Raw genomic sequence first — 24,452 nt, forward strand, 5'->3', positions numbered from 1 at the left:
TGACCGCCGGAATGACTAGTACATAAGATGCGGAGGCGCGCGTGGTACCACGCTGGCAAAGTCTCGGGACGCTTGTGGCGCGACGGCAACAGCAACGAGCCGCGCCTTTGCCTCAAGGTCAACACTGACGGCGGTTAAGGAAAACGCGTCCTGACCAATACCCGGGGCCGCATTGCCTGACCGGCAACCGACATCACCGCCGTTGTCGCAATCCTTGTCGCGAAGCGAAAGGGAGCGGCCAAGATCGACGGTCTGCATGCGTTCGAGGCGGCTGGTCTTGGAAAGCGGCTTGATACCCGAAGGCGCCTGGAAGCCGATCATGAGAAGAAGGCTGGCGACCACGAGACCGATCAGCACTTGCGGATGGCGCCTTGAACTGCGGCCTTTCTCCATCCATTGCAAGTTGGCATCTCCTTGATCGAAAACGTCTCTTTAAAGCATCACCGCTGCGCGAATATCCCGTTGATTTGTTTTAGGGGAAGCCACCCGCGCTTGTCCAGCACACAGGCCGGAAAAACCGCCCGAAGCGCTCGATTCCTTTTTGTTTTTGCTCATTTGCGGCAAAGTCGGGGCAGGGGCCGTTAAAAGACTTTACAAATTTTACCGTTTGACCCGCAACGCCGCGTTTCTTAACTTTCAAGCAAGGAATTAACCATAAAGATTGGTGGTATTTCCACGGCGGAATGGGGTCTCTCCCCTTCCAGGCATGACGCCGCACTGCCGTACCGGTGCCGATCCGGTATTTCGTTTCTTGGTTCAAGAAGGTCTGGCAAGCGTCGATGCCGCATCGTCCGCGATGGGTGTGTTCGTTCAAAAATCCCCTCAGGGTGCTGGCGTTCTGAACCTTGGCAAATTGGCCGGGTTTCACCGGCCGTCATGTTGTTGGGGACGTCGGTTGGGGCAGGACTTGCCATCAGATCAAGCGCGCAGATCGGCAGGCGGAAGCCTGGCGGGGCGGTTGCGTTTTGCCGGCCTCGATGAGACGCAATCCGACTTCCTGCGCAGCTATCGTGGCATGCTGGAGCCTTACGTCAAGGCCGGCCTGCGCGATGTGATGACCCGTTTCCAGTCCATGCCGGACTGTTCCCCGTCCTTCGACAGCGAAAACCAGCTCGAACGCCTGCACGATCTGCAATCGTCGCACTGGAGCGTTTTGACGGATGCACGTTTCGATGCGCTCTATGCCGAGCGGGTGAAGGTGCTTTCCGACAATGCCAGCCGCATGGGTCTCGATCCGCGCTGGCAAATCGCCAGCCACGCCGTCGTTCTGGAGCACCTCGTTGGTGGACTGGTGGCGGAACACGCGCCCCGATCCATCCTGCCGGGTAGCCGCAAGAAGAGCCGTGAGCTCGCCGAAGCGGTAAAGAATGTCGTCCGCCTTGTGATGGTCGATACCGAGATAGCGGTCTCGCTGCGCTTTAATGAACTACGCCTGCGTCATGGCCGCGAACTTCAGGAACAACGCGACAATGACCGGGCTGAAGCGGCAAACCTCTTCGGCGTCGCGTTGAAAGCTTTTGCGGCAGGCGATTTGCACGCACGGATAGACGGTGACGTTCCAGACGCCTATCGGGATGTCGCGACAACATTCAACACGGCCCTTGAAACCATAGGCGCGTCGTTGACGGCGGCCCATAACAGCGTCGGCGAGGCCGAGGCCTTGAGCGGACGTTTTGCCGATATCGGCCGTTCCATTGCCGAGCGTTCACGCCAGCAGGCCGAAGCCCTTGCCGAAACCTCGCATGCGATTCAGGCCCTGATCGGGAACGTTGCCGAAAACGGCGCTCGCATTGCGGCGACGGAAAAGGCGGTTTCGAGCGCCCGCGACGCGGCGGTCGAAAGCGGCCGTGCGATCGGCGAGGCGATCGACGCCATGTCGGACATCGAACAATCCGCCGAACAGATCGGCAGGATCATCGGCACGATTGACGAGATCGCTTTTCAGACCAACCTTCTCGCGCTCAATGCCGGCATCGAGGCGGCGCGTGCGGGTGAAAGCGGTCGTGGGTTCGCTGTCGTCGCGCAGGAAGTCCGGGCGCTCGCCCAGCGGTCTGCAGATGCCGCAAGGGAGATCAAGAGCCTTGTCGGAACCACGAAGACCCAGGTCGAGGGCGGCGTCCGCATGGTCAACCGCACACAGGACGCGATCGGCGGCGTCGTCCGGCAGGTCTCGGGCATCAACGAGATGATCGCTGAAGTCTCGCGGCTTACGGCCGAGCAGGCCGGTGAACTGCAGTCTGTTGCCACCGATATTGGCGGGCAGCAACGGCAGGCGGACCGCAATGCCGTCGATATCAGCGCGAGCGCCTCCGAGGCCGACACACTTCAAACCGTCATTCTGGAACTCGGCCGCACCGTGCGCGAATTTCGTATTGCCCGCCAGGAACATTTCGCTGCCGCCACCGGTGCGGATCGGCAGCAATCATCATTTATGGCCCGTGAGGATAGCCGAACGGATTACCGCCAGGATTACCAACAATTCAGACGTCAGGGAGTCATGTAATGGCAGCCAGAAAAGCAGCTGAGGCGACGCTGAAACTGTCACCGGTGCTGGACCTCAACGAAGCATCGGCCCTGCACGGCAAGCTGATGACGTTGCGGGGAGCACCGCTGTCGGTGGATGCGTCAGAGGTGGAACGTATCGGCGCCCTTTGTGCGCAGGTCCTCATGGCCGGCGCCAAATCCTGGGAAGAGGACGGCAAACGCTTCGGCTTTGCCAGCGTGTCCGATGCATTCGACAAGACCATGAAACTGATAGGCGTCGATATCGATCATTTGCTCCTGAAGGAGATGCAAAAGTGAAGAAAAAAGTTCTTACCGTGGATGATTCCCGGACGATCAGGAACATGCTCCTGGTCACGCTCAACAATGCCGGTTTCGAAACCATTCAGGCCGAAGACGGCGTCGAGGGCCTCGAAGTGCTCGAGCAGAGCAACCCCGACGTCATCGTGACTGACATCAACATGCCCCGTCTCGACGGTTTCGGTTTCATAGAGGGTGTTCGTCGCAACGAAAAGTACCGGGCGATCCCTATCCTCGTTCTGACGACCGAAAGCGATGCAGAGAAGAAGAACCGCGCCCGCCAGGCCGGTGCGACGGGCTGGATCGTCAAGCCGTTCGACCCTGCCAAACTCATCGATGCCATTGAGCGCGTAACCGCCTGATACGGGACATTTCACGATGGATATGAACGAAATCAAGGAAATCTTTTTCCAGGAATGCGAGGAGCAGCTCGCCGAACTGGAATCGGGGCTTCTTAAATTGAATGACGGCGACCGTGATCCGGAAACCGTCAACGCCGTTTTCCGTGCCGTTCATTCTATCAAGGGCGGGGCAGGTGCCTTCGGTCTCGATGATCTCGTGGCCTTTGCGCACGTCTTTGAAACGACCCTCGACTGCGTGCGTTCCAACAAGCTGGAACCGACGCAGGATGTTCTCAAAGTCATGCTGCGCTCTGCCGACGTGCTGGCAGACCTCACCAATGCCGCAAGAGACGGTGGCAGCGTCGATGAAAGCCGCACCCGTGGCCTCGTGAAGGAACTGGAGGCGCTGGCAAACGGCGAAGCCGTTCCGGCATCCGCGCCCGCTCCCGTCGCAGTAAAGGCACCGGAACCCGTGAAGGCCAAACCGACGGATGAGAGCGGCTTCGAGCCGATCCCCTTCTCCTTCACGGACTTTGCCGACGAAACCACGCCGCTGATGGAAGCGCCATCCTTCCAGATCACCTTCAAGCCGCATGCATCGCTTTATTCAAAGGGCAACGAGGCGGCACTTCTGCTGCGCGATCTTTCCCGCATTGGGGAGATGAGCATCAATTGCGACATGTCCGAGCTGCCTTCGCTCGACAAACTCGATCCTGAAGCATCCTATCTCTCCTGGACGGTTTCGATCACGACCGACAAGGGTGAAGAAGGTATCCGCAGCGTCTTCGAATTTGCCGAATGGGATTGCGATCTCGAAATCACGCCAGTTCTTTCGGAGGCCGCTGCCGACGAGGAAGAACTCCCGATGATCCCCGTGCCGTTCGACCTCTCGGCGCTTGATAGCGGCGCGGAAGAGCAGCCCGTTGTTGAAGTCGCCACGGCGGAAGCGTCTTATGTTGCAGCAGCTGTCGAAACGGCCGTCGCAACGACGCAGATCGCCCAGAGCGTCAATGCCGCCATCGAAAAGCGTGAAGCTGCGGCAGCACCTGCCGCAGCGCAGGCAAACGCCAATGCCGCTGCCAATGCAAGTGCCGGCCAGACCATCCGCGTCGATCTCGACCGTGTCGATCGCCTGATCAATCTCGTCGGCGAGCTCGTCATCAATCAGGCGATGCTGTCGCAGAGCGTCATCGAAAACGATGCGAGCGGTACGTCAGCCGTCAATATGGGTCTCGACGAGCTGCAGCAGCTGACGCGCGAAATCCAGGACAGCGTCATGGCGATCCGTGCGCAGCCGGTAAAACCGGTGTTCCAGCGCATGTCGCGTATCGTTCGCGAAGTCGCCGACATGATCGGCAAGCAGATCCGTCTTGTCACCGAAGGTGAGAACACCGAAGTCGACAAGACGGTCATCGACAAGCTGGCCGAACCGCTGACGCATATGATCCGCAATGCCGTTGATCATGGCATCGAAACGCCCGAAAAGCGCGAAGCCGCTGGAAAAAACCCGGAAGGCACTATCAAGCTTTCGGCCAAACACCGCTCCGGCCGCATCCTTATCGAGCTTCAGGACGACGGTGCCGGCATCAATCGCGAGCGCGTGCGCCAGAAGGCGATCGACAACGATCTCATCGCTGCCGATGCGAACCTGACGGATGAAGAGATCGACAATCTCATCTTCGCCCCCGGCTTCTCGACCGCCGACAAGATTTCCGACATTTCCGGCCGCGGTGTGGGCATGGACGTGGTCAAGCGCTCCATTCAGGCGCTCGGCGGTCGCATCAACATCTCCTCGCGCCCCGGCCAAGGCTCCACCTTCACCATGAGCCTGCCGCTGACGCTTGCCGTTCTCGACGGCATGGTGGTGACGGTTGCCGGCCAGACACTGGTGGTGCCGTTGACCGCGATCGTGGAAACCCTGCAGCCGGAAGCGAAGAACATTCACTCCTTCGGTGCGAACCAGCGGCTGATCTCCATCCGCAACTCCTTCTGCCCGCTGGTGGATGTCGGCCGCGTGCTGAATTTCCGCCCGACGCAGGCCGATCCGGTCGAAGGCGTCGCTCTTTTGGTGGAATCGGAAGGCGGCGGCCAGCGTGCCCTGATGGTCGATGCGATCCAGGGTCAGCGCCAGGTTGTCATCAAGTCGTTGGAGGCCAACTATACCCATGTTCCGGGCATTGCCGCCGCAACGATTCTCGGCGACGGGCGCGTCGCTCTCATTCTGGATGTCGATGCCATCGTCAGCGCCTCGCGCGGACAGCCCTTGAAGCAGGAAATGTCGCTCGCGGCGGCGGGTTGAAAGCGGATCATTCATGGCAGCACTTAATTTCAACGACCAGCGCCAGTCTCCGGATGACGTTCTTGCCAGCGGTGAATACCCGCTGACGAGACGTGACCTCTCGGAAATCGCGGCGATGATCTATGCCGATGCGGGCATCTATCTCAACGACACCAAGGCGTCGCTGGTTTACTCCCGCCTGTCGAAACACATCCGCAATCTCGGCCTTTCGGGCTTTCGTGAATATTGCGTTCTGGTGTCATCTCCAGATGGCGCGCAGGCGCGGCGCGAAATGCTGTCGCACCTGACCACGAATTTCACCCGCTTCTTCCGCGAAAACCATCATTTCGAACATTTGCGTGATGAGGTACTTCCTGGCCTCGTTGCAAGGGCTAAGAGCGGCGGGCGTGTTCGCATCTGGTCCGCCGCTTGCTCCGACGGACAGGAGCCCTATTCCATAGCGCTCACCGTGCTCGCCATGTTTCCGAATGCAGCCGATTACGACTTCAAAATCCTGGCAACGGATATCGACCCGAAAATATTGGCGCAGGCCCGTGCCGGGGTCTATGACGATAATGCGCTCGAAACCGTGTCTCCCGCCATGCGCAAGCAATGGTTCACGGAAGTGGATGCTGGCGGCCGCCGCAAGTTCCAGATCGACGACAAGGTCAAGCGCCTCATCACCTTCAATGAATTGAACCTGATGACGCAATGGCCCTTCAAGGGCAATTTCGACGTCATCTTCTGCCGCAACGTCGTCATCTATTTCGACGAGCCGACGCAGATGCGCATCTGGTCGCGTTTTGCAGGCCTGCTGCCGGAAGGTGGTCATCTTTATATCGGTCATTCCGAACGTGTCTCCGGTGACGCCAAGAACCTGTTCGATAATACGGGTATCACCACCTATCGCTACATCGGTCACGCTTCGGGGAGGAAGGCATGAGCGCACTCGCACGGGTACTCGTCGTCGATGATAGTCCGACCATGCGCGGCCTGATTTCGGCTGTTCTCAAGGCCGATCCGGAGGTCGAGGTCGTCGGGCAGGCCGGCAACGCCATGGAAGCGCGTGCAGCCATCAAGCAGCTCAATCCCGATGTCGTGACACTCGACATCGAGATGCCGGAAATGAACGGGCTGGAGTTTCTCGAAAAGATCATGCGCCTGCGGCCCATGCCGGTCATCATGGTCTCGTCGCTGACACATCGCGGGGCGGACGCCTCGCTCGCGGCACTCGAAATCGGCGCCTTCGACTGTGTCGGCAAGCCGGCACCAGGCGATGCGCGCCCCTTCGGCGATCTGGCTGACAAGGTGAAGGCTGCCGCGCGCTCCCAACACGCTGCTTACCGTGCGGCGCGGCCGGAAGCCGCAGCCGCGCCGCAGCCGGTTCCGGTCAGCGAATATCGGGCGGGGCGCAAGGTCGTGGCCATCGGTTCGTCCACGGGGGGTGTCGAAGCGTTGATCGCGGTGCTGCAGAAATTCCCGGCCAATTGCCCGCCGACCGTAATTACCCAGCATATGCCGCCCACCTTCACGAAGAGCTTCGCAGAACGGCTGAACCGCATCTGCGCTCCCGTGGTGGAAGAGGCGACGGATGGCGCCCGCCTGCAGACCGGCAAGATCTACCTCGCGCCGGGCGGCGAGCGTCACCTGCAGATCGCCAATCGTTCGGCGCCCTGCTGCCGGCTCGTGGAGCGCGATCCCGTCAACGGCCATCGGCCCTCCGTCGATGTGTTGTTCGATTCTGTAGCCGAACTTGCCGGACGCAACGCCGTTGGCGTCATCCTGACCGGCATGGGGCGCGATGGTGCCGCTGGACTTCTGAAAATGCGCCATGCCGGTGCGCGTACCGTCGGCCAGAACGAAAAAACCTGTGTCGTCTATGGTATGCCCCGTGTGGCCTACGAGTTAGGCGCGGTTGAACAGCAATTGCCGCTGGGCTCCATCGGCGAAGAAATCCTCAAACTAACCACTGCCCGCAAAGAAGGTGCTGACTAATGTCTCTCGCAGAAAAGATCAAAGTTCTGATCGTTGACGATCAGGTGACCAGCCGGCTGCTCCTCAGCGATGCGCTGACACAGCTCGGCTTCAAGCAGATCACCGCCGCAGGTGACGGCGAGCAGGGAATGAAGATCATGGAGCAGCAGCCCCATCATCTCGTCATCTCCGATTTCAACATGCCGAAGATGGATGGCCTCGGTTTCCTGCACGCCGTGCGGGCCAATCCGACCACCAAGAAGGCCGCCTTCATCATTCTCACCGCGCAGGGCGACCGCGCGCTGGTGCAGAAGGCTGCCCAGCTCGGCGCCAACAACGTGCTGGCCAAGCCCTTCACCATCGACAAGATGCGTGCTGCCATCGAAGCGGTTTTCGGATCGCTGAAATGATTGAAGCTGCAGCCAAGCGCGTACATATCATTCAGGGCGAGTATAAGGTCGTCAGCGATCCCGATGTGGTGCTGACGACGATACTCGGTTCGTGCGTGGCTGCCTGTCTGAGAGACCCCGTTTCCGGCGTTGGAGGAATGAACCACTTCCTGCTGCCGGGAACCGGTAGCGTGACCGGCGGAGATGCGACGCGTTATGGCGTGCATCTCATGGAACTTCTGATCAACGGCCTGCTGAAGCAGGGCGCCCGTCGTGACCGGCTGGAGGCCAAGATTTTCGGCGGCGCGAAGACGATCGCCAGCTTCTCCAATGTCGGTGAGCAGAATGCCATATTCGCCATGAAGTTTCTCAAGGATGAAGGCATTCCAGTCATAAGCTCCTCCACGGGCGGCGAACATGGCCGCAAGATCGAATTCTGGCCGGTCTCGGGCCGCGCCCGCCAGCATCCGCTCAGCGGCGCGGAAACACAGAAGACGGTGGCCATGGAAACGCGTCCGGTGCCGGCGCCCAAACCCGTCGCCAACGATATCGAATTTTTCTAGTACGGAGTTTCCAATGCAGCTTGCAGAGCACACCGCCACCACTCCGTTCGAAGAAGCCCTGCCGGATGTTCTGATGCGTGTGGTATCGGAACTGCACGATGTCGCCTATCTCATCGAGCGCATCGAGCCGCAATTGCTTGAAGTGACCAGCGGCCAATTGTCGAGCGAAGGCGTCAAGCTGCTGCAGGGCATCGACCTTGCGGTCCAGAAGACGCGTGGTCTGGCCGAGTTCATAGACACCATCACCGGCTCCATCCCGGGTGACTGGATCGTGGATGTCTCCACCGCGCTCAGCCTCGTCAAGCTTGCTGAAATGCAGAAGGCGCTCGGCGCGGCCTTCCGCCACGGCCATTCCCAGCCGCTCGACAAGGCCTCTGGCGACTTCGACCTCTTCTAGCGCTGTTTCCAGCGGCGCCTGCCTCTTCGCAGAATGCGGAGAAAGGTAACGCTCGCGCAAGCTTCGCACCCTATTGTCATCACGGGGCCAAAAGGTCTCGGACTCTATGAATGACGGTGCGGAACAGAATGAATCTGTTAAATCAAATCCCTCAGGTCTTGAAGAATGTCGCGGCGCTGGGGCAGACGCGGCTGCTGATGTTGGGCGGCGTGGGCGTTGTGTCCATGGCCATTATCCTCGCTGCAGCGCTTTATGTGAACCGTCCCGCTTACGAGACCCTTTATGTGGGGCTTGAAAAGAGCGACCTCAACAAGATCAGCATTGCGCTCGCCGAGTCGGGTCTGGACTTTCAGGTGGGGACCGATGGTTCCAGCCTTCAGGTCCCGGTCGGGCTTACCAGCAAGGCGCGGCTGCTTCTGGCTGAACGTGGCCTGCCCGACAGCGCCAATGCCGGTTATGAACTTTTCGACAATGTCGGTTCTCTCGGCCTGACCTCCTTCATGCAGGAAGTGACGCGCGTTCGCGCCCTTGAGGGTGAGATCGGCCGCTCCATCCAGCAGATCGATGGCATCGCAGCCGCACGCGTGCATATCGTCATGCCCGACGTCGGCAATTTCCGCCGCGGCGAACAGAAGCCCACCGCATCTGTCATGATCCGTGCGAGCGCCTCCGCCGGCCGCAAGGCCTCCGCTTCCATTCGTCACCTCGTTGCCTCGGCCGTTCCCGGCCTTGAAGTCGATGATGTGACCCTGCTCGATTCCACGGGCCAGCTTCTGGCGTCCGGTGACGACGTCACCAATGCCGCCATGAACCGTTCGCTGACGCTGGCGCAGAACGTTCAGCAGGAAATCGAGACCAATATCGACAAGGCGCTGGCGCCTTTCCTCGGCATGGACAATTTCCGCTCGAGCGTGACGGCGCAGCTCAATACCGACAGCCGCCAGATTCAGGAAACCGTCTACGATCCGGAATCGCGTGTCGAACGGTCGGTGCGGACCGTGAAAGAAGACCAGAAGTCGCAGGAAACGCAGCCCGACACGGCCGCGACGGTGGAGCAGAATGTTCCGCAGGCCGCACCTCAGGGCGGCGGCAGCACGCCGCAATCGTCGGACGAATCGGCGAAGAAAGAAGAACAGACCAACTACGAGATCAACTCGAAGACGGTCGCCACGGTGAAAAACGGCTATACGGTCGAAAAGATTTCCGTCGCGGTGGTCGTCAACAAGGGGCGTATCGCAAAGATGGTCGGTGAACCCGCCGATCAGGCCAAGATCGACGCCTACCTCGCCGAAATGCAGAAGATCGTCACCTCCGCCGCCGGCATTTCGTCCGACCGTGGCGATATGGTCACCCTGACTGCAATGGATTTCCTCGAAACCCAATTGCTTGATGAGGCCGCCAGCGGACCGGGTGTCATGGAAGTGCTGAGCCGCAATTCCGCTGGCATTATCAATTCCCTCGCCTTTGTCGCCGTCGCCTTCCTTGTCGTCTGGCTCGGTGTACGCCCGCTGGTCCGCACGGTTACCGGCAACGGCGCGGCCGCAGGCCAGCTCAGCCAGGAAGCCGCCGGTCTCGAACTGCCGGACTTCTCTCCGGGCATGGATGCGGGCGCGGGCGGCCTCATGGAAGGGTTCGGGGCGGATTTCGGCTTCGACAGCACCGACGATCTTCTGGCGGGCGGCGATGGCGAAGGCACCTTCAACCGCCGGGTACGCGAAGGGCCCGAACGCAGGCTCTCTCGCATGGTGGAAATCAGCGAGGAAAGAGCCGCCAAGATTCTGCGCAAGTGGGCAGTGGAAAAAGCAGCATAATATCGAAAAGGCCGGAGTTTTACCCGGCCTTTTTTCCGTTTTTGGGCTTTTCGCTATCCTTGGCGGACGCATCGTGGCAATCTCGTTTTAGGACAGTGTTTACAAAAAATTCAGCAACGATACAGTTTGCTGGGAATTGGCTGAGAATGCCGTTTATGGATTGAACAGCTTTTCAGTATGTTTTTTTAGCAATAGACGAACGGTGAAATACGTGGAAAGGCTGGTGTCAGGTAATGGCAAATCCCAGTCCGTTCCATAAAATGAAATGATTCGGTCTCCGGGGGCTTGCCGTCCCATTTTGGTAAGCTTCTCGAATGGAATGATTCCATCCCGAGGTATAATCTCCCACTGGGAGCAAGAGGGCGTAGGCGATTGAAAGTCGATGTTGATATCCGCAGGCTGTCTGCCAAGCCTATGGAGGGCATGGGTAAGCCCCTGCCGCGTGATCAGCTTGCCAAGAACGTCGCAGCCACGGCTGCTGCCGGTAACGTTGCAGGCGCGCTTGATTTGCTCGTGACTTACGCTGGCGCCTCGCACTACCTACTGGCGCGGGATGACCTTCTCGAAGAAACCGGGCTTAAATTCATCGTCACATCCGATTGGCCTTTCGATCTGGTGCGCCGGTTGGGCGTCGAGCTTGCCAATAGCCAGAACCGTTCGAGCGAAATGGAAAAATGCCTTTCGCTTCTGCAGCCGCGGCTGCTATTGCTTCCAGAGGACGTTTCGGTTCCCTATGGCATAGACCGGCAGTATTCTGCGCTCTCTTTCTGCGTGGGGCGCATTCGCCTTTCTCTCCTGCTGCTGTTCCCCGAGGAAGCGGTTCCGTCGCCGGAACGCCTGCGTGAAATCGCGCTTCTGACGGGCTATTGCGTCAGTTTCGGCATTGCCAGCGAGGCAAAAGCCGTGCGCGATATCGACCTCACCGAGCGCGAGCTGGAGTGCCTTTTCTGGATCGCGGAAGGCAAGACGAGTGACGAAATTGCGATGATCCTTGGCATTTCACGCAATACGATCAATAATTACATCACAAGCGTGATGCGTAAAACTGCGACAAAAACCCGCTCGGAGGCAATTGCCTATGCCGTGCGCAACAACCTCGTATAATGGTCGGACGGATGGTACAGACGAAAGACAATGAGGGTACTGGTCAAACGGGCATGTTTTACCGCAGCCCTGTCGTGACGAGCCGGTCGGATCTGTTTCCGAAGCTTGTCGCCATGCAGAAGCTGGTCGGCGCGCGCAATTTCGTGGTGACGAAGGCGGCCGCTTCCGGTTTCCCTAACAAGAAGAAGCTGACCTGCGAGCTGGAAAACTGGGGCATGAATGCCGCGGAGCAGAGCACGCAGTTCATTCGCGCTGTCGGCGATATTCTTCTCGATCACATCGAGACGTCGCTTCTGCCGGTCATCTGGCGCAACAAGAATGCCGGCGGTTTTGCTGATCTCCCCGACGTGCCTGCGCTTCTGCGCCGGATCGAGAACGATACGTTGCCCTATGCGGGTCTGGCGCTACCGGTGCGCCTCGGCACCATCGGTAACGGCTATATCGTCTTCTGCGGCACCAATCTCGTTCTCGATAATGAAGTGGTGATCGAACAGCACATCAAGTGCTGCGAGATCATGGTCGATATGCTGGCGCTGGACGAGCGCAAGGCGGCGCCCTCGGAAGCGTTGAGCGAGAGGGAAATCGCCTGCCTGCAACTGGCGGGCGATGGCCGTATCAGCGAAGAAATCGCGGTCAAGCTCGGGCTGTCGGTACACACCGTCAACGCCTATCTTGGTTCGGCGACGATCAAGCTTGATTCCGTCAACCGTATCCAGGCGATCGCGAAAGCCATCCGGCTCGGCTACATCCATTAACGGCGGGCGGGTCTACCGCCCCCTTCGCCGGCACTTCGCGTTTTTTTAACAGTTGCCCATTAGAACTTTTATAAGTTTGGCTTTGGGGAACTGTTTCATGCACAACCGGCTCTTTAAGTCCGTTGCTGGCAAGGTCGTGGCTTTGACGATCGGCCTGATCGCGCTCAGCGTGGCGGCGGTTGGTTTTTCGACTTACATTCGCTTGAAGGACAATATCATCACCACCGCGCTGCGTGACACGCACAGCGCAATGCGCAGCATGGCGATCCTTTACGAACTGAAAGTTGGCGGTGTTGCCCTCGAATTGGTGGATGGCGACCTCAAGAGCGTGGGCCGCGCCAGCATCGGAACGATGCGCGATAATGATCTCGTCGACCGCACCGCAGCCGGAAACGGTGGCATCTCCACTGTTTTTGAAGCCAGAGGCGGCGAATTCATTCGCATGACCACCAATCTGAAGAACGAAAAGGGCGAGAGAGCAGCAGGAACCAAGCTTGCGACCGATCATCCCGCTTTCGAAAAAGTCTCCAAGGGTGAATCCTATTTTGGCACCGCGACGCTGTTCGGCACCAGCTACATGACGGGTTATATGCCCGTTACGAACAAAACCGGCGCAACCGTCGGCATTCTGTTCGTGGGTGTTCCCATGGATGTCTACGATGCGCAGATATACAGCCTGCGCGACATGATGCTGATCTGTGGCGGGCTCGCCATGCTTGGCGTCGGCTTGCTCGCCTATTTCGTCATCAAGCGTACGCTTCAGCCCCTGGGCAAGCTGACCGATGCAGTGAAGTCCCTTTCGGACGGCAATCTCGATACACCGATCCCCTATGCCACCAACACCAATGAGTTTGGCAACATTGCCCGCGCTTTGGTGATTTTCCGCGAAAATGCACTTGAGAAACTGGCGATTGAGGGCAAGAGCGCCGAGGAACGTGCTGCGGCCGAGTCCGAACGTTACCGCAATGACGCCGAGAAACGGGAGCTGGACGGCCAGATCGAATTCGCGGTCGACGAGATTGCGTCCGGTCTCGGCAGGCTATCGCGTGGCGATCTCAGCCGTACGATTGATACGCCCTTCTCAGGTCGCCTCGACCGGCTGCGCACGGACTTCAACAGTTCCCTGCTCAACCTGCGGGATGCGCTGGGTCAGATCCGGGAGCGCACGCTCATCATTCAGCACAGCGGTATCGAAATCGAGCAATCTTCGGTCGATCTGTCGAAGCGGACCGAAAACCAAGCCGCCTCGCTGGAGGAGACCGCTGCCGCTGTCGAGGAAATCACCGCCACCGTCAAGTCATCGGCTGAAAGGGCGCGCGAGGCCAATGAGGCCGTTCGCATTACCAAGCAGAGCGCCGACAGCTCCGGTTCGGTCGTCAGCAATGCCGTCGACGCCATGGGCCGCATTGAAGACGCCTCGCGCAAGATCGAACAGATCATCGAGGTCATTGACGACATTGCTTTTCAGACCAACCTTCTGGCGCTCAATGCCGGTATCGAGGCCGCACGTGCTGGTGAGGCCGGCAAGGGCTTCGCCGTCGTGGCGCAGGAAGTGCGCGAGCTTGCACAGCGCTCCGCCGACGCAGCCCGCGAGATCAAGCAGCTCATCAACCAGTCGACGCATGAGGTCAGTTCCGGGTCGAAGCTGGTGCAGGAGGCGGGCACGGTTCTTTCCGCCATCAGCCAGCAGATCGTTACCGTCAGCCAGCATGTCGAAACCATTGCGACGGCAACGCAGGATCAGTCTTCCGCACTTCACAACGTCAACAGTTCCGTCAACCAGATGGACCAGATGACCCAGCAGAACGCAGCGCTTGCCGAACAGTCAAGCGCGGCCAGCATGATACTGTCCGGTGAAGTAAAAGCGCTTCTCGAACTCGTGCAGCGGTTCCAGATGGAGCAGGGTTCGGCGACAGGCCGAGACCGGTACAATCAAGCGGCCTGATACGCCGGTTTTTGAAGATAGATACCGCTCCCGGATCGCAAGGTCCGGGAGTTTTTACTCGGCCGCTGCCCGCACGGTACTGGATATCTGGTTGATATAGGCGCGCAGCGCCGCCGGTTTCACCGGTTTGTGCTGGACGGCAATTCCGTATTTTTCGGCATCGCTGCGCACTTCCGGGCTACGATCTGCCGTTACCAGCAGAGCCGGGATCGTTTTGCCATAAAATGTCCTGATGAGGCGGATGGCGCTGATGCCATCGCCATCATCAAGATGATAATCAGCGACGATGACGTCGGGTGCTGCGGTCAGAGAAAGAAACGGTTCTTCCAGCGCCGCCACGGATCCCGCTGGTAAAACGTCGCAGCCCCATCCCGTCAGCAACAGCGTCATGCCCTCAAGGATTTTCGGCTCGTTGTCGATGCACAGCACCCGCACGCCCTGGAGGCGATCGCTGGCAGCAGGATTGGCGATGGGGCCGCCCGACTTCGCGGGTGCGACACGATCTTCCTCACGCGTGAGGTGAATACGGAAGGTCGTGCCCTTGCCCGGCGTGGAAATCAGTTGAACCGGATGGTGCAGCATGCGCGACAACCGGTCGACGATGGAAAGACCAAGGCCGAGCCCCGAGGCCGTTTTTGCACCTTCGTCCAGCCGGGCGAATTCCTTGAAGACCGTGCGGAATTTGGAGGCGGGTATGCCGATGCCGGAATCCGTCACCTGAATGACCACTTCGCCGCCCCGGCGGCGCGCGCCGACAACCACTTTGCCCTTCAACGTGTATTTGATGGCGTTGGAAACCAGGTTCTGTATCAGACGCCGCAGGAGGTTGGGATCAGACCGTACCGTCAGCGAAGTCGGCATGACCACGAGGTCGAGGTTCTTCTCCTGCGCCATCGGCGCAAAATCGGTCTCGATCCGCTTCAGCAAGTCGTTCAGCGGAACGGATGTCATGCGCGCCTTCATCGAGCCGGTGTCCAGACGGGAAATATCGAGCACCGCGCCAAGGATGGTCTCGACCGATTCCAGCGCTGAGTCGATATTCTGCACGAGTTCGCTTTCTCCCGATTCTCCGAGCCGTTCGACCAGCGAGGATGAATAGAGACGGGCGGCATTCAGTGGCTGGAGAATATCGTGGCCGGCGGCGGCGAAAAACCGCGTCTTGCCGATGTTCGCTTCGTCGGCTGCCGCTCTCGCCTCAGCCAGCGCGCGGTTGACGCGGGTCAGTTCGGCGGTCCGCTCCACCACGCGCTGTTCCAGCGTTTCATTCGCCTGTTTCAGCGCCTGATCGCTTGCCACCCTCTGGGTAATGTCGGTGAAGGTTGCGACAATGCCCTTGTCCGGCATCGTGTTGGAGCGCACCTCGATGATGCGTTCGCCGCCCGCCAGCACCAGAGGGAATGGCAGGTCCATGGTCAGAAAGCTGGTGATCAACTGTTCCGTATCACCGGCCGGCATGTCGCCTCGTTCCTGCAGCATGGAGACGATGTCGGTTAGTGGTACGCCCACCTGGCCGAACTGCTCGGGCAGGTCCAGAAGAGTGCGAAAGCGCCGGTTCCAGATCGTCAGCTGCTGGGAGCTATCGAAAACGGCGATACCCTGGTCCATCTGCGCCAGCGCCGTCTGCAACATGTCCTGATTATACTGCAGCGCTTCGCTTGCCTGGTCGAGCAGCCACGCCGTGTCTGCGCTGGTGTCTTCCGCCTTCTGCAGAATGATCGAGAGCACCAGGCGGGCGGAGGAAGAGCCGATGGCGCTGCCGAGTAACTGTTCGGAGAAGTGGATCAGCGCCATGTCCGCCGGCTGGTCGTCATTCAGCTTTCTGCCGGCCGTTTTTTCATAGGTGGCCAATGAACGGAGCATGCGCTCTTCGCCGAGATAGCGGGCGATCGCGCTTTTCAGATCGCCGACGCTGACACGGGTTTTCCAGCCGCGGGTGGCGAATTGCGATTTTGAATGACGCTTGACGAAGATGCCGGACTGAATGCGTTCTACCGGTCTTGGATTGCGCGAAAGCGAGCCGAGTACAAACGCCATGCTGTTGACGAGAAGACTGAGAATGACTGCATTCACGAATGGATCGGCTTCAGGCCCGTTGAACACGGTGCTGCCGGAAAACAGGAAACCGAGAATATTCGCCGCAACCTCGGAATTGTCAGGCCCGCCGAAGCTCGGCAGGAAAAGCAGATAGGCCCAGACGAAGAAGCCGGAACTCAACCCCGCGATTGCGCCGCGCGCATTGGCCCGCCGCCAGAAGAGGCCGCCGAAAAGGGCAGGGGCCATCTGGGCAATTGCAGCGAAGGCCAGCAGGCCGATGGAGGCGAGACCCGTGGCGCTGTCGGCGGCGCGATAATAACCATAACCCAGCAGCATAACGGCAAAGATCGCCGTTCTGCGGATGTTGAGCAGGGTCTTGGCGAAGTTGTCCCGGTGCGGTGAGCGATTCAACAGCTTCTGTCGCAGGAAGATCGGCATGACAATGTCATTGGAAATCATGATCGACAGCGCGACCGACGCGACGATCACCATCGCGGTCGCGGCCGAAAAACCGCCGATGAAGGTGATCAGGGACACGACCGGCATCTGATGGTTGAGCGGTAATTGCAGCACGTAGAGATCGGCGTCGCCATTGGCGCCGAGCGTCAGAATGCCGGCAAGAGCGATCGGCAGTACGAAGATGTTGATGGCGATGAGATAGAGCGGTAGCAGGAACCCCGCCATGCGCAACTCTTCTGGCGTCCGGTTTTCCACGACTGTGACATGGAACTGACGCGGCAGCAGGATGATGGCGAAGCCGGAAAGCAGGGTCATGACGATCCAGCGGCTGACGGGCGTGTGATAGGAGATGGCCTGCATCGCCTGTTCATTGGCGGAGGCGAGCTGCCATAGATGCACGGGACCATCGAAGAGCACGAAGAGCACATAGAAGCCGACGGTGCACATGGCGACGAGCTTGACCAGCGATTCCATCGAGATCGCCAGTATGAGCCCGTCCTGATGTTCGGTTGCATCCGTGTGGCGGGTGCCGAACATGACGGCGAAGCCCGCCATGACAATGGTGACAACAAGCGGCAGATCGAGGAAATAGAGGTTGCCGCTGCCGATGCCGTAATCACCGGGGTCGACCATCGTCGCCACCGAGCTGGAAACCGCTTTCAGCTGCAGCGCGATATAGGGAATGGCGCCGACGAGCGCGATGATGGCGACAATCATCGCCACGGTGGAATTCTTGCCATAACGGGCGGCAATGAAGTCTGCAACCGAGGTCAGTTTTTCCGTTTTGGCAAGCTCAACGATGCGTCGGATGATTGGCATGCCAAGGGTGAAGGCAAGGATAGGCCCGGTATAGATGCCAAGAAATTCCAGTCCCTTGTCGGCTGCAAGCCCAACACCACCGAAATAGGTCCAGGAGGTGCAATAGATCGCAAGGCTGAGCGCATAGACGAACGGACGCCCCTTTTTCGGCGCGTTTCTCTTACGGCTCTTCCTGTCCCCGTAGCTCGCAACAGCAAAGAGCAGCAGGATATAGGCGAAAGCCGAACCGAATATGATCCACCCAGGAAGCACGCATCCTCCCATGCAAGAGTTTCCTGATATCAAGCATAGGCGAAATCCGCGCCATTGAGAATGAGCGCGGTCTGATCATAAAGTTCAAGATCAGCGCGCAAAAAACCCGATAAATGCAATCTTGACGAATTCCAAAAGTGTAAGGGAATCTGTATGGTTGAAGGTGTAGGGACAGTCACATAGCTTCAGCTCGCAAAGCACGAGAGGGACAATCTGAATGCTTAACGAATTTAAAACCTTCATTGCCCGCGGCAATGTCATGGACCTTGCCGTGGGTGTTATTATCGGTGCCGCTTTCAGCAAGATCGTCGACTCGGTCGTCAACGATCTTATCATGCCTATCGTCGGCGCAATCTTCGGCGGGTTCGACTTCTCGAACTACTTCCTGCCACTGAGCTCTAACGTCAATGCCACCTCGCTCGCCGCAGCCCGCGAGCAGGGCGCAGTTTTCGCTTACGGTAACTTTCTGACCGTTCTCATCAACTTCCTCATCCTCGCCTGGATCATTTTCTTGATGGTGAAGGGCGTCAATAAGCTTCGCGATTCCGTCGAACGCAAGAAGGTCGAGGAAAAGCCGGCAGCTGCCCCGCCGCCGGAGGACGTGAGGCTGCTTACCGAAATTCGCGATCTGCTGAAGACGCGCTGAGCCAGATATATCTGGTTTAACCGCCGGCCCATGCGGCCGGCGATCTCCTGCCGGGATGATCCATAAAGAAAATCCATGGCCGCCTCACGGATTATCATGCACATGGCGGGTGCGATGCGATAAGAAGGCACCAAACGGAGTGTCTTTAATGTCCATTTTGAACAGTCTGAGTGCACGCTCTCTGGCGGCTCCCGAGAGCGGTATTGTCGAAGTCGTGAATTATGCCCGGGGGCGGGACAACCTCCTGCCGCTGTGGGTTGGCGAAGGTGATCTGCCAAGCCCCGACTTCATCAATCAGGCCGCCATCGATGGTCTGAACAATGGCGAGACCTTCTATACCTGGCAGCGCGGTATTCCAGAACTGCGCCAGGCGCTGAGCCGTTATTACGAACGCCATTTCGCGGCATCGCTGCCGCCGGAGCATTTTTATGCGACCGGTTCAGGTATGCAGGCGATTGTGCTTGCCGTTCAGGCATTGACGTCACCGGGCGACGAGATGGTGTATCTTTCACCCACATGGCCGAATATCGTTGCCGCCATCGGTGTGGCAGGGGCGAAGGCGGTTCCGGTCGGCATCGATTTTCGTGATGGCCGCTGGGATCTCGATATCGACAGGCTGGAAAGCGCGATTACCCGCAAGACGAAGGCGCTTTTCATCAATACGCCTTCCAACCCGACTGGATGGACAGCGACGGCAGACAATCTCCGTGATGTTCTGGCGCTTGCCCGCAAACATGATCTTTGGATCGTCGCCGACGAGATTTATGCGCTTTATCATTATTCCGGCAGCCGTGCGCCGTCCTTCCTCGATGTGATGGAGCCGGACGACAAGATCGTCTTCGCCAATTCCTTCTCGAAGAACTGGTCGATGACCGGCTGGCGGGTCGGCTGGCTTGTCGCTCCGCCAGTCATCGGCCAGGTGATCGAAAACCTTATCCAATATTCCACGTCAGGCGTGGCGCAATTCATGCAGCGCGGCGCGGTCGCGGCCCTCGACAAGGGCGATGGTTTCATTCGCGAGAATTACGAGCGCGCTTTGACCTCACGCGATATTCTCTGTGACGCCTTGATTGCAACGAACCGTGTCGAAACTCTGAAACCGGATGGCGCTCTTTATGCCTTCCTCAAGATCGATGGAGTGACGGACAGCCGCGCAACCGCGATTGATATCGTCGATAAGACCGGCGTCGGCCTTGCGCCCGGAACTGCCTTCGGCCCAGGGGGAGAATTGTTCCTCCGCGCCTGCTTCCTGCGCAACCCCAGGCAGATAGAAGACGCGGCCGACAGGCTGGCCTCTTACATCCTTAGTCGGTAAGCCTCGCTCGCCGGCATCTCTGCCCTTTCGCGGCGCCTACATAGCATCGGCACGCCTCTGTCCGGCTCGCCTTTGGGCATCACGCCGAAGCGCGAAAATTACAACCCCACGGCGTAGCCATCGACGTGCGGGTTTTTTTGTGCTAATGCGCCCTCGTTCCGTCTATGAGAACATTTTCATACAATAAATAAAATGCCTTGCATCGCACTAACCAATCGTAAGCCACCTTTTCACAGAGGCGGAGGATTGGTTGGGTATTCGCTGTGCAAGTAATCAATGATGAAGAATTATTGGCTTTGATGAGCTCAAGAAAAGCAAACAGGGAAGTAGTGTCATGGCTGTTCTGGTCACGGGTGGGGCCGGTTATATAGGAAGCCACATGGTGTGGGCTTTGCTCGATGCCGGGGAAGAAGTCGTCGTTGTCGATCGGCTTTCGACCGGATCGCGCTGGGCCGTCGCGCCAGCGGCGCGTTTTTATCTCGGCGATGCGGCGGATCCCGCGTTGCTCGACCAGATTTTCGAAGAAAATCAGATCGAGACCATTTTCCATTTCGCCGGCTCCGTCAGCGTTCCCGAATCCATCAGCCGGCCGCTCGAATATTACGAAAACAACACCGGCACCACCCGCGCGCTTGTCGCTGCCGCGGTGCGGAATGATATCCGCAATTTCATCTTCTCCTCCACAGCCGCTGTGTATGGAAACCAGCCTTTCGAAGGCCCGGTGCCGGAAACGGCGGTCCTCAGCCCCGAAAATCCCTACGGTCTGTCGAAACTCGCTTCTGAAATCATGCTGCGCGATGTCGTGCGCGCACATGACTTCAACTACGTGGCGTTGCGTTACTTCAATGTGGCCGGAGCCGACCCCCAGGGTCGCGCCGGACCTTCGCCAACAGGCGTCGCTAATCTCATAAAGGTGGCATGCGAAGCTGCAACCGGGCGCCGGGATCACGTGGAGGTTTACGGGACGGATTATCCTACAGCCGATGGCACCGGCGTTCGCGACTATATCCATGTCAGCGACCTCATCGAAGCGCACATGCTGGCCATGGCCCATTTGCGCGCCGGCGGCGGCACAAGAACGCTCAACTGCGGTTATGGCGTCGGTTATTCGGTGCTTGACGTCCTGCATGCCGTGCAGCGGGAATCCGGACATGATTTTCCGGTCATCCACTGTCCGCGCCGGGCCGGCGACATCGCCACCATGGTGGCGGATTCGGGACGCATCCAGTCGGAATTTGGTTGGCGTCCGCGCTTCAACGATCTTTCGACCATCGTCCGCACCGCGTTGCAATGGGAGGCCAAGCGCCAGGCCCAGAAAAACGAGATGATTCCTCCAATACGGCGTAAACTGGCGGCGATAGGATGAACCGGCTGCGCATCACCTTGCCCTGTTTTTCTTGACGGAACGATAGTCAGTCGGGCGGTCTGACGCGCTGGCGGGGCGAAGCCATCGATCACGATCGAAGAAGCTGCGTGTCAGCTTCAGTCCGGCCGAAGTTTCGGTCGCGAGCAAAATCACATTCACGCTGTGCGGCGCGGTGGGTTCCGGCTTCACGGAGGCCGAAATGCCGAAGTGTCGCGCCTGATACGGTTGCATCTTCTGCGCCGGTTCAAGCACCGAGCCAATATCTCTCCAACGGGTCTGCTCGATAATCATGGCAAGTGCTGCCGCAAGCTTCGCGTTGACAGCGCGTCCGGCCGATGTCTGCGGCGCAACTGCCTTCAGCCTGACGGACCGGATTTCCCCGGAAACCTCACCGCGGATTTCCAGGAAAAGCGATGCCGCGTCAGCCGGGTCCGCCGTCGTTGCCTCGCCCAGATCGGCCATACATTCGAAGCTGCGGTTATTCACCGGACTAGGGTGCCAGCCTCGCGGGCTGGTGAAGCCTTCGGCCGTGAACCGGTCGCAAAGGTCTTTGCCGGAGATGATGAAATCGCGGGCGAAAGACGCTCTGGCGCCATTGCGCTCGAATTTCAGCAGGTGAGATGGCAGATAAATGGTTCTCGCGGCAGGCTTCTGCCGTTTGACGGGTTTTGCCCTGGCAGATGGTACGGCGGAAAGAGGAGCGGGCGCCAGATTGAGATAGGTGAGCAGGCTTCTCAGATGCTTTTTGTCATTGGCGAGCAGAACCGTGGCCGATATGGCGAAACAGACGACGAGCACCGCAACAAGCAGCGCGCGGAGACTGACTCTCTTTTGCGGGCCTGCGTCCATCATGGGACCTTGTTGGCTGTCTGTTATAGGCATCAGCCGGTTTGGAGCGAATTATCGGACCATTGGCGGTCCGGCGAATATCAATTGCGAGTAAAAGTTCTAAAATATCTGGTTCCGCCGGAATGTCCGGCGGATGTCCTCAGTCGGAGGAATTCTTGTCACCATCCCGTCCGCCGGCGCTGCTCTCATCATCCGCTACGGGAATGGCGTAGGAACCGTTCAGCCAGCGGGCCAGATCGAGCGAGCGGCAGCGATCCGAGCAGAACGGGTAGTCTTCCCGCGTCGATGGTCGGCCGCATTCCGGGCACGGTTGGGATTTGCGGAGCGGCGTAACGTTTCCAGCGCCTTCGGTGGAGGATTTTGCCACAGCCTATCCCTCCAGCCAGCCAGACGTCACCTCGAACCCTTCACCGGCAAGAAGCGACATGGTCTCATAGAGCGGCAGACCGACGACATTGGTGTAAGAGCCCGTCAATTTCTGCACGAACGCGCCGGCGATGCCCTGAATGCCATAAGCGCCCGCTTTGCCGCGCCATTGCCCGGAGGCGATATAGGCATCTATCTCACGGGTCGACAGGCGTTTGAAGCGTACCTTGGTCTCCGCCACTTTCTGCCGGATCTTGCCGCCCGGGGTTACGAGGCAGATGCCGGTATAGACCCAATGGCTGCGTCCGGAAAGAAGATGCAGGGCCGCTGAAGCCTCTTCCGTATATTCGGCCTTGCCCACGATACGTCGACCGACAGCAACGACCGTGTCGGACCCCAGGACATAGGCGTCCTTCCAGGCCTGCTCGTTTTTCAGCGCCGCCTGCGCCGCTTCCGCTTTCTGCAAGGAAAGACGGCGGCAGAGCGTTCGCGGATGCTCGAGCTTGACGGGCGTCTCGTCAATATCCATCGGCATCAGGCGAGCCGGCTCAATGCCGATCTGATGCAGCAGCTCCAGACGCCGCGGCGATCCAGAAGCCAGAACAAGCTTTTGTTTTGAATTCGTCATTGCGCTGCCGGGCGTAGGATGCGGAAACGGATTACTTGAAGCGATAGGTGATGCGGCCCTTGGTCAGGTCGTAAGGCGTCATTTCGACCAGAACCTTGTCGCCTGCGAGAACGCGGATGCGGTTCTTGCGCATGCGGCCCGCCGTATGGGCGATGATTTCATGGTCGTTCTCAAGCTTCACGCGGAATGTTGCGTTCGGCAGCAATTCGGTTACGATGCCCGGGAATTCAAGGACTTCTTCTTTTGTCATGTAAGGGTTTTCTTCCTGTTGATAGTGCCGGACCGTGTCCTGTCCGGGAAAATTGCGCGGAAACTACACAATCCCGGCACATTTGTGAACCTCTAAAGCATCGGCTTGAAAATCGCGATCGATTTTAACAGGCCGAGGCAGTTTTCAGTCTTTTGAAAGCGTATCCGCCACCGGCTGTTGCCGCTTCGGCAGGCGTTCGGCAATCAGTTTTGCAAGATGGTCCCGCACCTCACGATAGGCGTCGAGTATTTGCTCCCGAGTGCCAGTGACCACCGTCGGATCCATGGTGGGCCAATAGACCACATGGAGAGAGTTCGAGCGCGTCAGTTCCAGTGCGGCGTGATGAGCTTCTGGTGTTAATGTAATGATCAGATCGAAAAAATCATCCTCGATCTCTTCCAGAGTACGCGGTTTGTGCTTGCCGAGCGAAAAACCCTGCTCCTCCAGCACCGCATCCACGAAGGGGTCGCGCTCGCCCGCCCGCACACCTGCCGACTGGATGTAGATGCCGGGCGCGACCAATCGTTTGGCGATCACCTCGGCCATGGGGGAGCGGATGGAATTCATGCCGCACATGAACAGAACCGATTTCGGCGCTCGTCCCTCGTTTGGCGCTGCGGCAGGATCGCTCATCTCTAACCCCGCCAATAAAGCACACAGACAAGGGTGAAGAGCCGGCGCGCCGTATCGAAATCCACCTTTATCTTACCGGAAAGCCGGTCCATCAGTGTCTGCGAGCCGTCATTGTGAATACCGCGCCTGCCCATGTCGATCGCCTCGATCTGGCTCGGCGTAGACGAGCGGATCGCCTCGTAATAGCTTTCGCAGATCAGGAAATAATCCTTGATGATGCGGCGGAACGGCGTCAGCGACAGGATATGGGTGGAGACATCCCTGTCGTCCTCGGTCTTGATGGAGAAAACCAGTTTGGAATCGACGAGCGATATATAAAGCCGGTACGGCCCGCCGTCATGTCCGGCAGGCTCAAAGGTATTTTCTTCGATCAGGTCGAAAATAGCGACGGCGCGTTCATGCTCCACGTCGGGCGTGGACCGGCCGATGCTGTCGTCCAGTACCACGTCGCAGAGCCGGAAGTCGCCTGACGCCAT

Annotated in this window: 25 protein-coding genes; 16 read left to right on the top strand and 9 right to left on the bottom strand. The window is 58.8% G+C overall.

From position 1 onward, the window contains the following. Positions 1 to 15: 15 nt before the first annotated feature. Positions 16 to 393 (bottom strand): hypothetical protein, encoded by a 378-nt coding sequence (locus K7A42_RS17305; RefSeq protein ID WP_037092349.1) that lies wholly within the window; start codon positions 391 to 393, stop codon positions 16 to 18. A 79-nt stretch (positions 394 to 472) separates the two neighbouring features. After that, positions 473 to 868: a hypothetical protein gene (locus K7A42_RS17310; RefSeq protein ID WP_161794457.1), complete on the bottom strand. Its 396-nt coding sequence runs from the start codon at positions 866 to 868 to the stop codon at positions 473 to 475. Positions 869 to 907: 39 nt separating this feature from the next. On the opposite strand from K7A42_RS17310, the gene K7A42_RS17315 reads away from it, so the two are divergent. From K7A42_RS17315 to K7A42_RS17375, 13 genes are all read left to right on the top strand, one after another. Continuing rightward, entirely contained in the window at positions 908 to 2,503 is a 1,596-nt protein-coding gene (locus K7A42_RS17315; protein WP_282455616.1) for a globin-coupled sensor protein, read from the top strand. Then, complete coding sequence (locus K7A42_RS17320; protein ID WP_004439868.1) at positions 2,503 to 2,802, top strand: STAS domain-containing protein; 300 nt, start codon at positions 2,503 to 2,505, stop codon at positions 2,800 to 2,802. Before K7A42_RS17315 ends, K7A42_RS17320 begins: the two co-directional genes overlap by 1 nt. Then, positions 2,799 to 3,164, top strand: coding sequence for a chemotaxis response regulator CheY1 (gene cheY1, locus K7A42_RS17325; protein WP_004439870.1), 366 nt, complete (start codon positions 2,799 to 2,801; stop codon positions 3,162 to 3,164). Before K7A42_RS17320 ends, cheY1 begins: the two co-directional genes overlap by 4 nt. A 16-nt stretch (positions 3,165 to 3,180) precedes the next feature. Continuing rightward, positions 3,181 to 5,442, top strand: a complete 2,262-nt coding sequence (locus K7A42_RS17330; RefSeq protein ID WP_035206775.1) for a chemotaxis protein CheA — start codon at positions 3,181 to 3,183, stop codon at positions 5,440 to 5,442. A gap of 13 nt (positions 5,443 to 5,455) precedes the next feature. Further along, positions 5,456 to 6,364, top strand: coding sequence for a protein-glutamate O-methyltransferase CheR (gene cheR, locus K7A42_RS17335; RefSeq protein WP_045532841.1), 909 nt, complete (start codon positions 5,456 to 5,458; stop codon positions 6,362 to 6,364). Beyond that, positions 6,361 to 7,416, top strand: a complete 1,056-nt coding sequence (gene cheB, locus K7A42_RS17340; RefSeq protein WP_004439876.1) for a protein-glutamate O-methylesterase CheB — start codon at positions 6,361 to 6,363, stop codon at positions 7,414 to 7,416. Before cheR ends, cheB begins: the two co-directional genes overlap by 4 nt. Continuing rightward, positions 7,416 to 7,805, top strand: coding sequence for a chemotaxis response regulator CheY2 (gene cheY2, locus K7A42_RS17345; protein ID WP_003503467.1), 390 nt, complete (start codon positions 7,416 to 7,418; stop codon positions 7,803 to 7,805). Before cheB ends, cheY2 begins: the two co-directional genes overlap by 1 nt. Next, entirely contained in the window at positions 7,802 to 8,347 is a 546-nt protein-coding gene (gene cheD, locus K7A42_RS17350; protein ID WP_004439878.1) for a chemoreceptor glutamine deamidase CheD, read from the top strand. The genes cheY2 and cheD overlap by 4 nt, the downstream gene beginning before the upstream one ends. Before the next feature lie 13 nt (positions 8,348 to 8,360). Further along, the gene (gene cheT / locus K7A42_RS17355) at positions 8,361 to 8,744 is read left to right on the top strand and encodes a chemotaxis protein CheT (RefSeq protein ID WP_004439880.1); all 384 of its coding nucleotides are present in this window, start codon (positions 8,361 to 8,363) and stop codon (positions 8,742 to 8,744) included. A gap of 128 nt (positions 8,745 to 8,872) precedes the next feature. Next, the gene (fliF, locus tag K7A42_RS17360) at positions 8,873 to 10,555 is read left to right on the top strand and encodes a flagellar basal-body MS-ring/collar protein FliF (RefSeq protein WP_004439882.1); all 1,683 of its coding nucleotides are present in this window, start codon (positions 8,873 to 8,875) and stop codon (positions 10,553 to 10,555) included. A 372-nt stretch (positions 10,556 to 10,927) separates the two neighbouring features. After that, positions 10,928 to 11,659, top strand: a complete 732-nt coding sequence (gene visN / locus K7A42_RS17365) for a transcriptional regulator VisN (RefSeq protein WP_004439885.1) — start codon at positions 10,928 to 10,930, stop codon at positions 11,657 to 11,659. A gap of 53 nt (positions 11,660 to 11,712) precedes the next feature. After that, on the top strand, positions 11,713 to 12,414 hold the full coding sequence (gene visR / locus K7A42_RS17370) for a transcriptional regulator VisR (protein ID WP_034496317.1): 702 nt from the start codon (positions 11,713 to 11,715) through the stop codon (positions 12,412 to 12,414). Positions 12,415 to 12,511: 97 nt separating this feature from the next. Next, positions 12,512 to 14,359: a methyl-accepting chemotaxis protein gene (locus K7A42_RS17375; RefSeq protein WP_006697661.1), complete on the top strand. Its 1,848-nt coding sequence runs from the start codon at positions 12,512 to 12,514 to the stop codon at positions 14,357 to 14,359. Between the two features lie 54 nt (positions 14,360 to 14,413). On the opposite strand, the gene K7A42_RS17380 is transcribed toward K7A42_RS17375, so the two are convergent. Then, positions 14,414 to 17,923: a hybrid sensor histidine kinase/response regulator gene (locus tag K7A42_RS17380; RefSeq protein WP_137068285.1), complete on the bottom strand. Its 3,510-nt coding sequence runs from the start codon at positions 17,921 to 17,923 to the stop codon at positions 14,414 to 14,416. 217 nt (positions 17,924 to 18,140) lie between these two features. On the opposite strand from K7A42_RS17380, the gene mscL reads away from it, so the two are divergent. The 3 genes from mscL to galE all read left to right on the top strand — a co-directional run bounded on the left by mscL (position 18,141) and on the right by galE (position 21,250). Continuing rightward, complete coding sequence (mscL, locus tag K7A42_RS17385) at positions 18,141 to 18,569, top strand: large conductance mechanosensitive channel protein MscL (protein WP_004439896.1); 429 nt, start codon at positions 18,141 to 18,143, stop codon at positions 18,567 to 18,569. A gap of 148 nt (positions 18,570 to 18,717) precedes the next feature. Next, on the top strand, positions 18,718 to 19,884 hold the full coding sequence (locus K7A42_RS17390; RefSeq protein WP_006697663.1) for a pyridoxal phosphate-dependent aminotransferase: 1,167 nt from the start codon (positions 18,718 to 18,720) through the stop codon (positions 19,882 to 19,884). Between the two features lie 334 nt (positions 19,885 to 20,218). Next, positions 20,219 to 21,250 (top strand): UDP-glucose 4-epimerase GalE, encoded by a 1,032-nt coding sequence (gene galE, locus K7A42_RS17395; RefSeq protein WP_004439901.1) that lies wholly within the window; start codon positions 20,219 to 20,221, stop codon positions 21,248 to 21,250. A 12-nt stretch (positions 21,251 to 21,262) separates the two neighbouring features. Here galE and K7A42_RS17400 read toward each other — a convergent pair whose 3' ends face one another. The 6 genes from K7A42_RS17400 to K7A42_RS17425 form a co-directional block, all read right to left on the bottom strand. Beyond that, on the bottom strand, positions 21,263 to 22,099 hold the full coding sequence (locus K7A42_RS17400) for a DUF6030 family protein (protein WP_282455632.1): 837 nt from the start codon (positions 22,097 to 22,099) through the stop codon (positions 21,263 to 21,265). A 139-nt stretch (positions 22,100 to 22,238) separates the two neighbouring features. Further along, a complete protein-coding gene (gene yacG, locus K7A42_RS17405; protein ID WP_004439907.1) occupies positions 22,239 to 22,466 on the bottom strand; it encodes a DNA gyrase inhibitor YacG in 228 nt (75 codons plus the stop codon). Positions 22,467 to 22,469: 3 nt separating this feature from the next. After that, positions 22,470 to 23,093: a Maf-like protein gene (locus K7A42_RS17410; RefSeq protein ID WP_004439909.1), complete on the bottom strand. Its 624-nt coding sequence runs from the start codon at positions 23,091 to 23,093 to the stop codon at positions 22,470 to 22,472. A gap of 31 nt (positions 23,094 to 23,124) precedes the next feature. Continuing rightward, a complete protein-coding gene (gene infA, locus K7A42_RS17415) occupies positions 23,125 to 23,343 on the bottom strand; it encodes a translation initiation factor IF-1 (RefSeq protein WP_003503453.1) in 219 nt (72 codons plus the stop codon). Positions 23,344 to 23,487: 144 nt separating this feature from the next. Next, entirely contained in the window at positions 23,488 to 23,976 is a 489-nt protein-coding gene (locus K7A42_RS17420) for a low molecular weight phosphatase family protein (RefSeq protein WP_282455617.1), read from the bottom strand. A 2-nt stretch (positions 23,977 to 23,978) separates the two neighbouring features. After that, on the bottom strand, positions 23,979 to 24,452 hold the full coding sequence (locus K7A42_RS17425; RefSeq protein WP_004439916.1) for a UPF0262 family protein: 474 nt from the start codon (positions 24,450 to 24,452) through the stop codon (positions 23,979 to 23,981).

The organism is Agrobacterium sp. InxBP2 (assembly GCF_026191755.1).
GTDB lineage: Bacteria > Pseudomonadota > Alphaproteobacteria > Rhizobiales > Rhizobiaceae > Agrobacterium > Agrobacterium pusense.

Excerpts from the sequence above, each read along its gene's own strand:
- K7A42_RS17305 (WP_037092349.1), bottom strand. The coding sequence starts at position 393 with ATGGAGAAAGGCCGCAGTTCAAGGCGCCATCCGCAAGTGCTGATCGGT.
- K7A42_RS17320 (WP_004439868.1), top strand. The coding sequence starts at position 2,503 with ATGGCAGCCAGAAAAGCAGCTGAGGCGACGCTGAAACTGTCACCGGTG.
- K7A42_RS17330 (WP_035206775.1), top strand. The coding sequence starts at position 3,181 with ATGGATATGAACGAAATCAAGGAAATCTTTTTCCAGGAATGCGAGGAG.
- cheR (WP_045532841.1), top strand. The coding sequence starts at position 5,456 with ATGGCAGCACTTAATTTCAACGACCAGCGCCAGTCTCCGGATGACGTT.
- cheB (WP_004439876.1), top strand. The coding sequence starts at position 6,361 with ATGAGCGCACTCGCACGGGTACTCGTCGTCGATGATAGTCCGACCATG.
- cheY2 (WP_003503467.1), top strand. The coding sequence starts at position 7,416 with ATGTCTCTCGCAGAAAAGATCAAAGTTCTGATCGTTGACGATCAGGTG.
- cheD (WP_004439878.1), top strand. The coding sequence starts at position 7,802 with ATGATTGAAGCTGCAGCCAAGCGCGTACATATCATTCAGGGCGAGTAT.
- cheT (WP_004439880.1), top strand. The coding sequence starts at position 8,361 with ATGCAGCTTGCAGAGCACACCGCCACCACTCCGTTCGAAGAAGCCCTG.
- fliF (WP_004439882.1), top strand. The coding sequence starts at position 8,873 with ATGAATCTGTTAAATCAAATCCCTCAGGTCTTGAAGAATGTCGCGGCG.
- visR (WP_034496317.1), top strand. The coding sequence starts at position 11,713 with ATGTTTTACCGCAGCCCTGTCGTGACGAGCCGGTCGGATCTGTTTCCG.
- K7A42_RS17375 (WP_006697661.1), top strand. The coding sequence starts at position 12,512 with ATGCACAACCGGCTCTTTAAGTCCGTTGCTGGCAAGGTCGTGGCTTTG.
- mscL (WP_004439896.1), top strand. The coding sequence starts at position 18,141 with ATGCTTAACGAATTTAAAACCTTCATTGCCCGCGGCAATGTCATGGAC.
- K7A42_RS17390 (WP_006697663.1), top strand. The coding sequence starts at position 18,718 with ATGTCCATTTTGAACAGTCTGAGTGCACGCTCTCTGGCGGCTCCCGAG.
- galE (WP_004439901.1), top strand. The coding sequence starts at position 20,219 with ATGGCTGTTCTGGTCACGGGTGGGGCCGGTTATATAGGAAGCCACATG.
- K7A42_RS17400 (WP_282455632.1), bottom strand. The coding sequence starts at position 22,099 with ATGGACGCAGGCCCGCAAAAGAGAGTCAGTCTCCGCGCGCTGCTTGTT.
- K7A42_RS17410 (WP_004439909.1), bottom strand. The coding sequence starts at position 23,093 with ATGACGAATTCAAAACAAAAGCTTGTTCTGGCTTCTGGATCGCCGCGG.
- infA (WP_003503453.1), bottom strand. The coding sequence starts at position 23,343 with ATGACAAAAGAAGAAGTCCTTGAATTCCCGGGCATCGTAACCGAATTG.
- K7A42_RS17420 (WP_282455617.1), bottom strand. The coding sequence starts at position 23,976 with ATGAGCGATCCTGCCGCAGCGCCAAACGAGGGACGAGCGCCGAAATCG.
- K7A42_RS17425 (WP_004439916.1), bottom strand. The coding sequence starts at position 24,452 with ATGGCGTCAGGCGACTTCCGGCTCTGCGACGTGGTACTGGACGACAGC.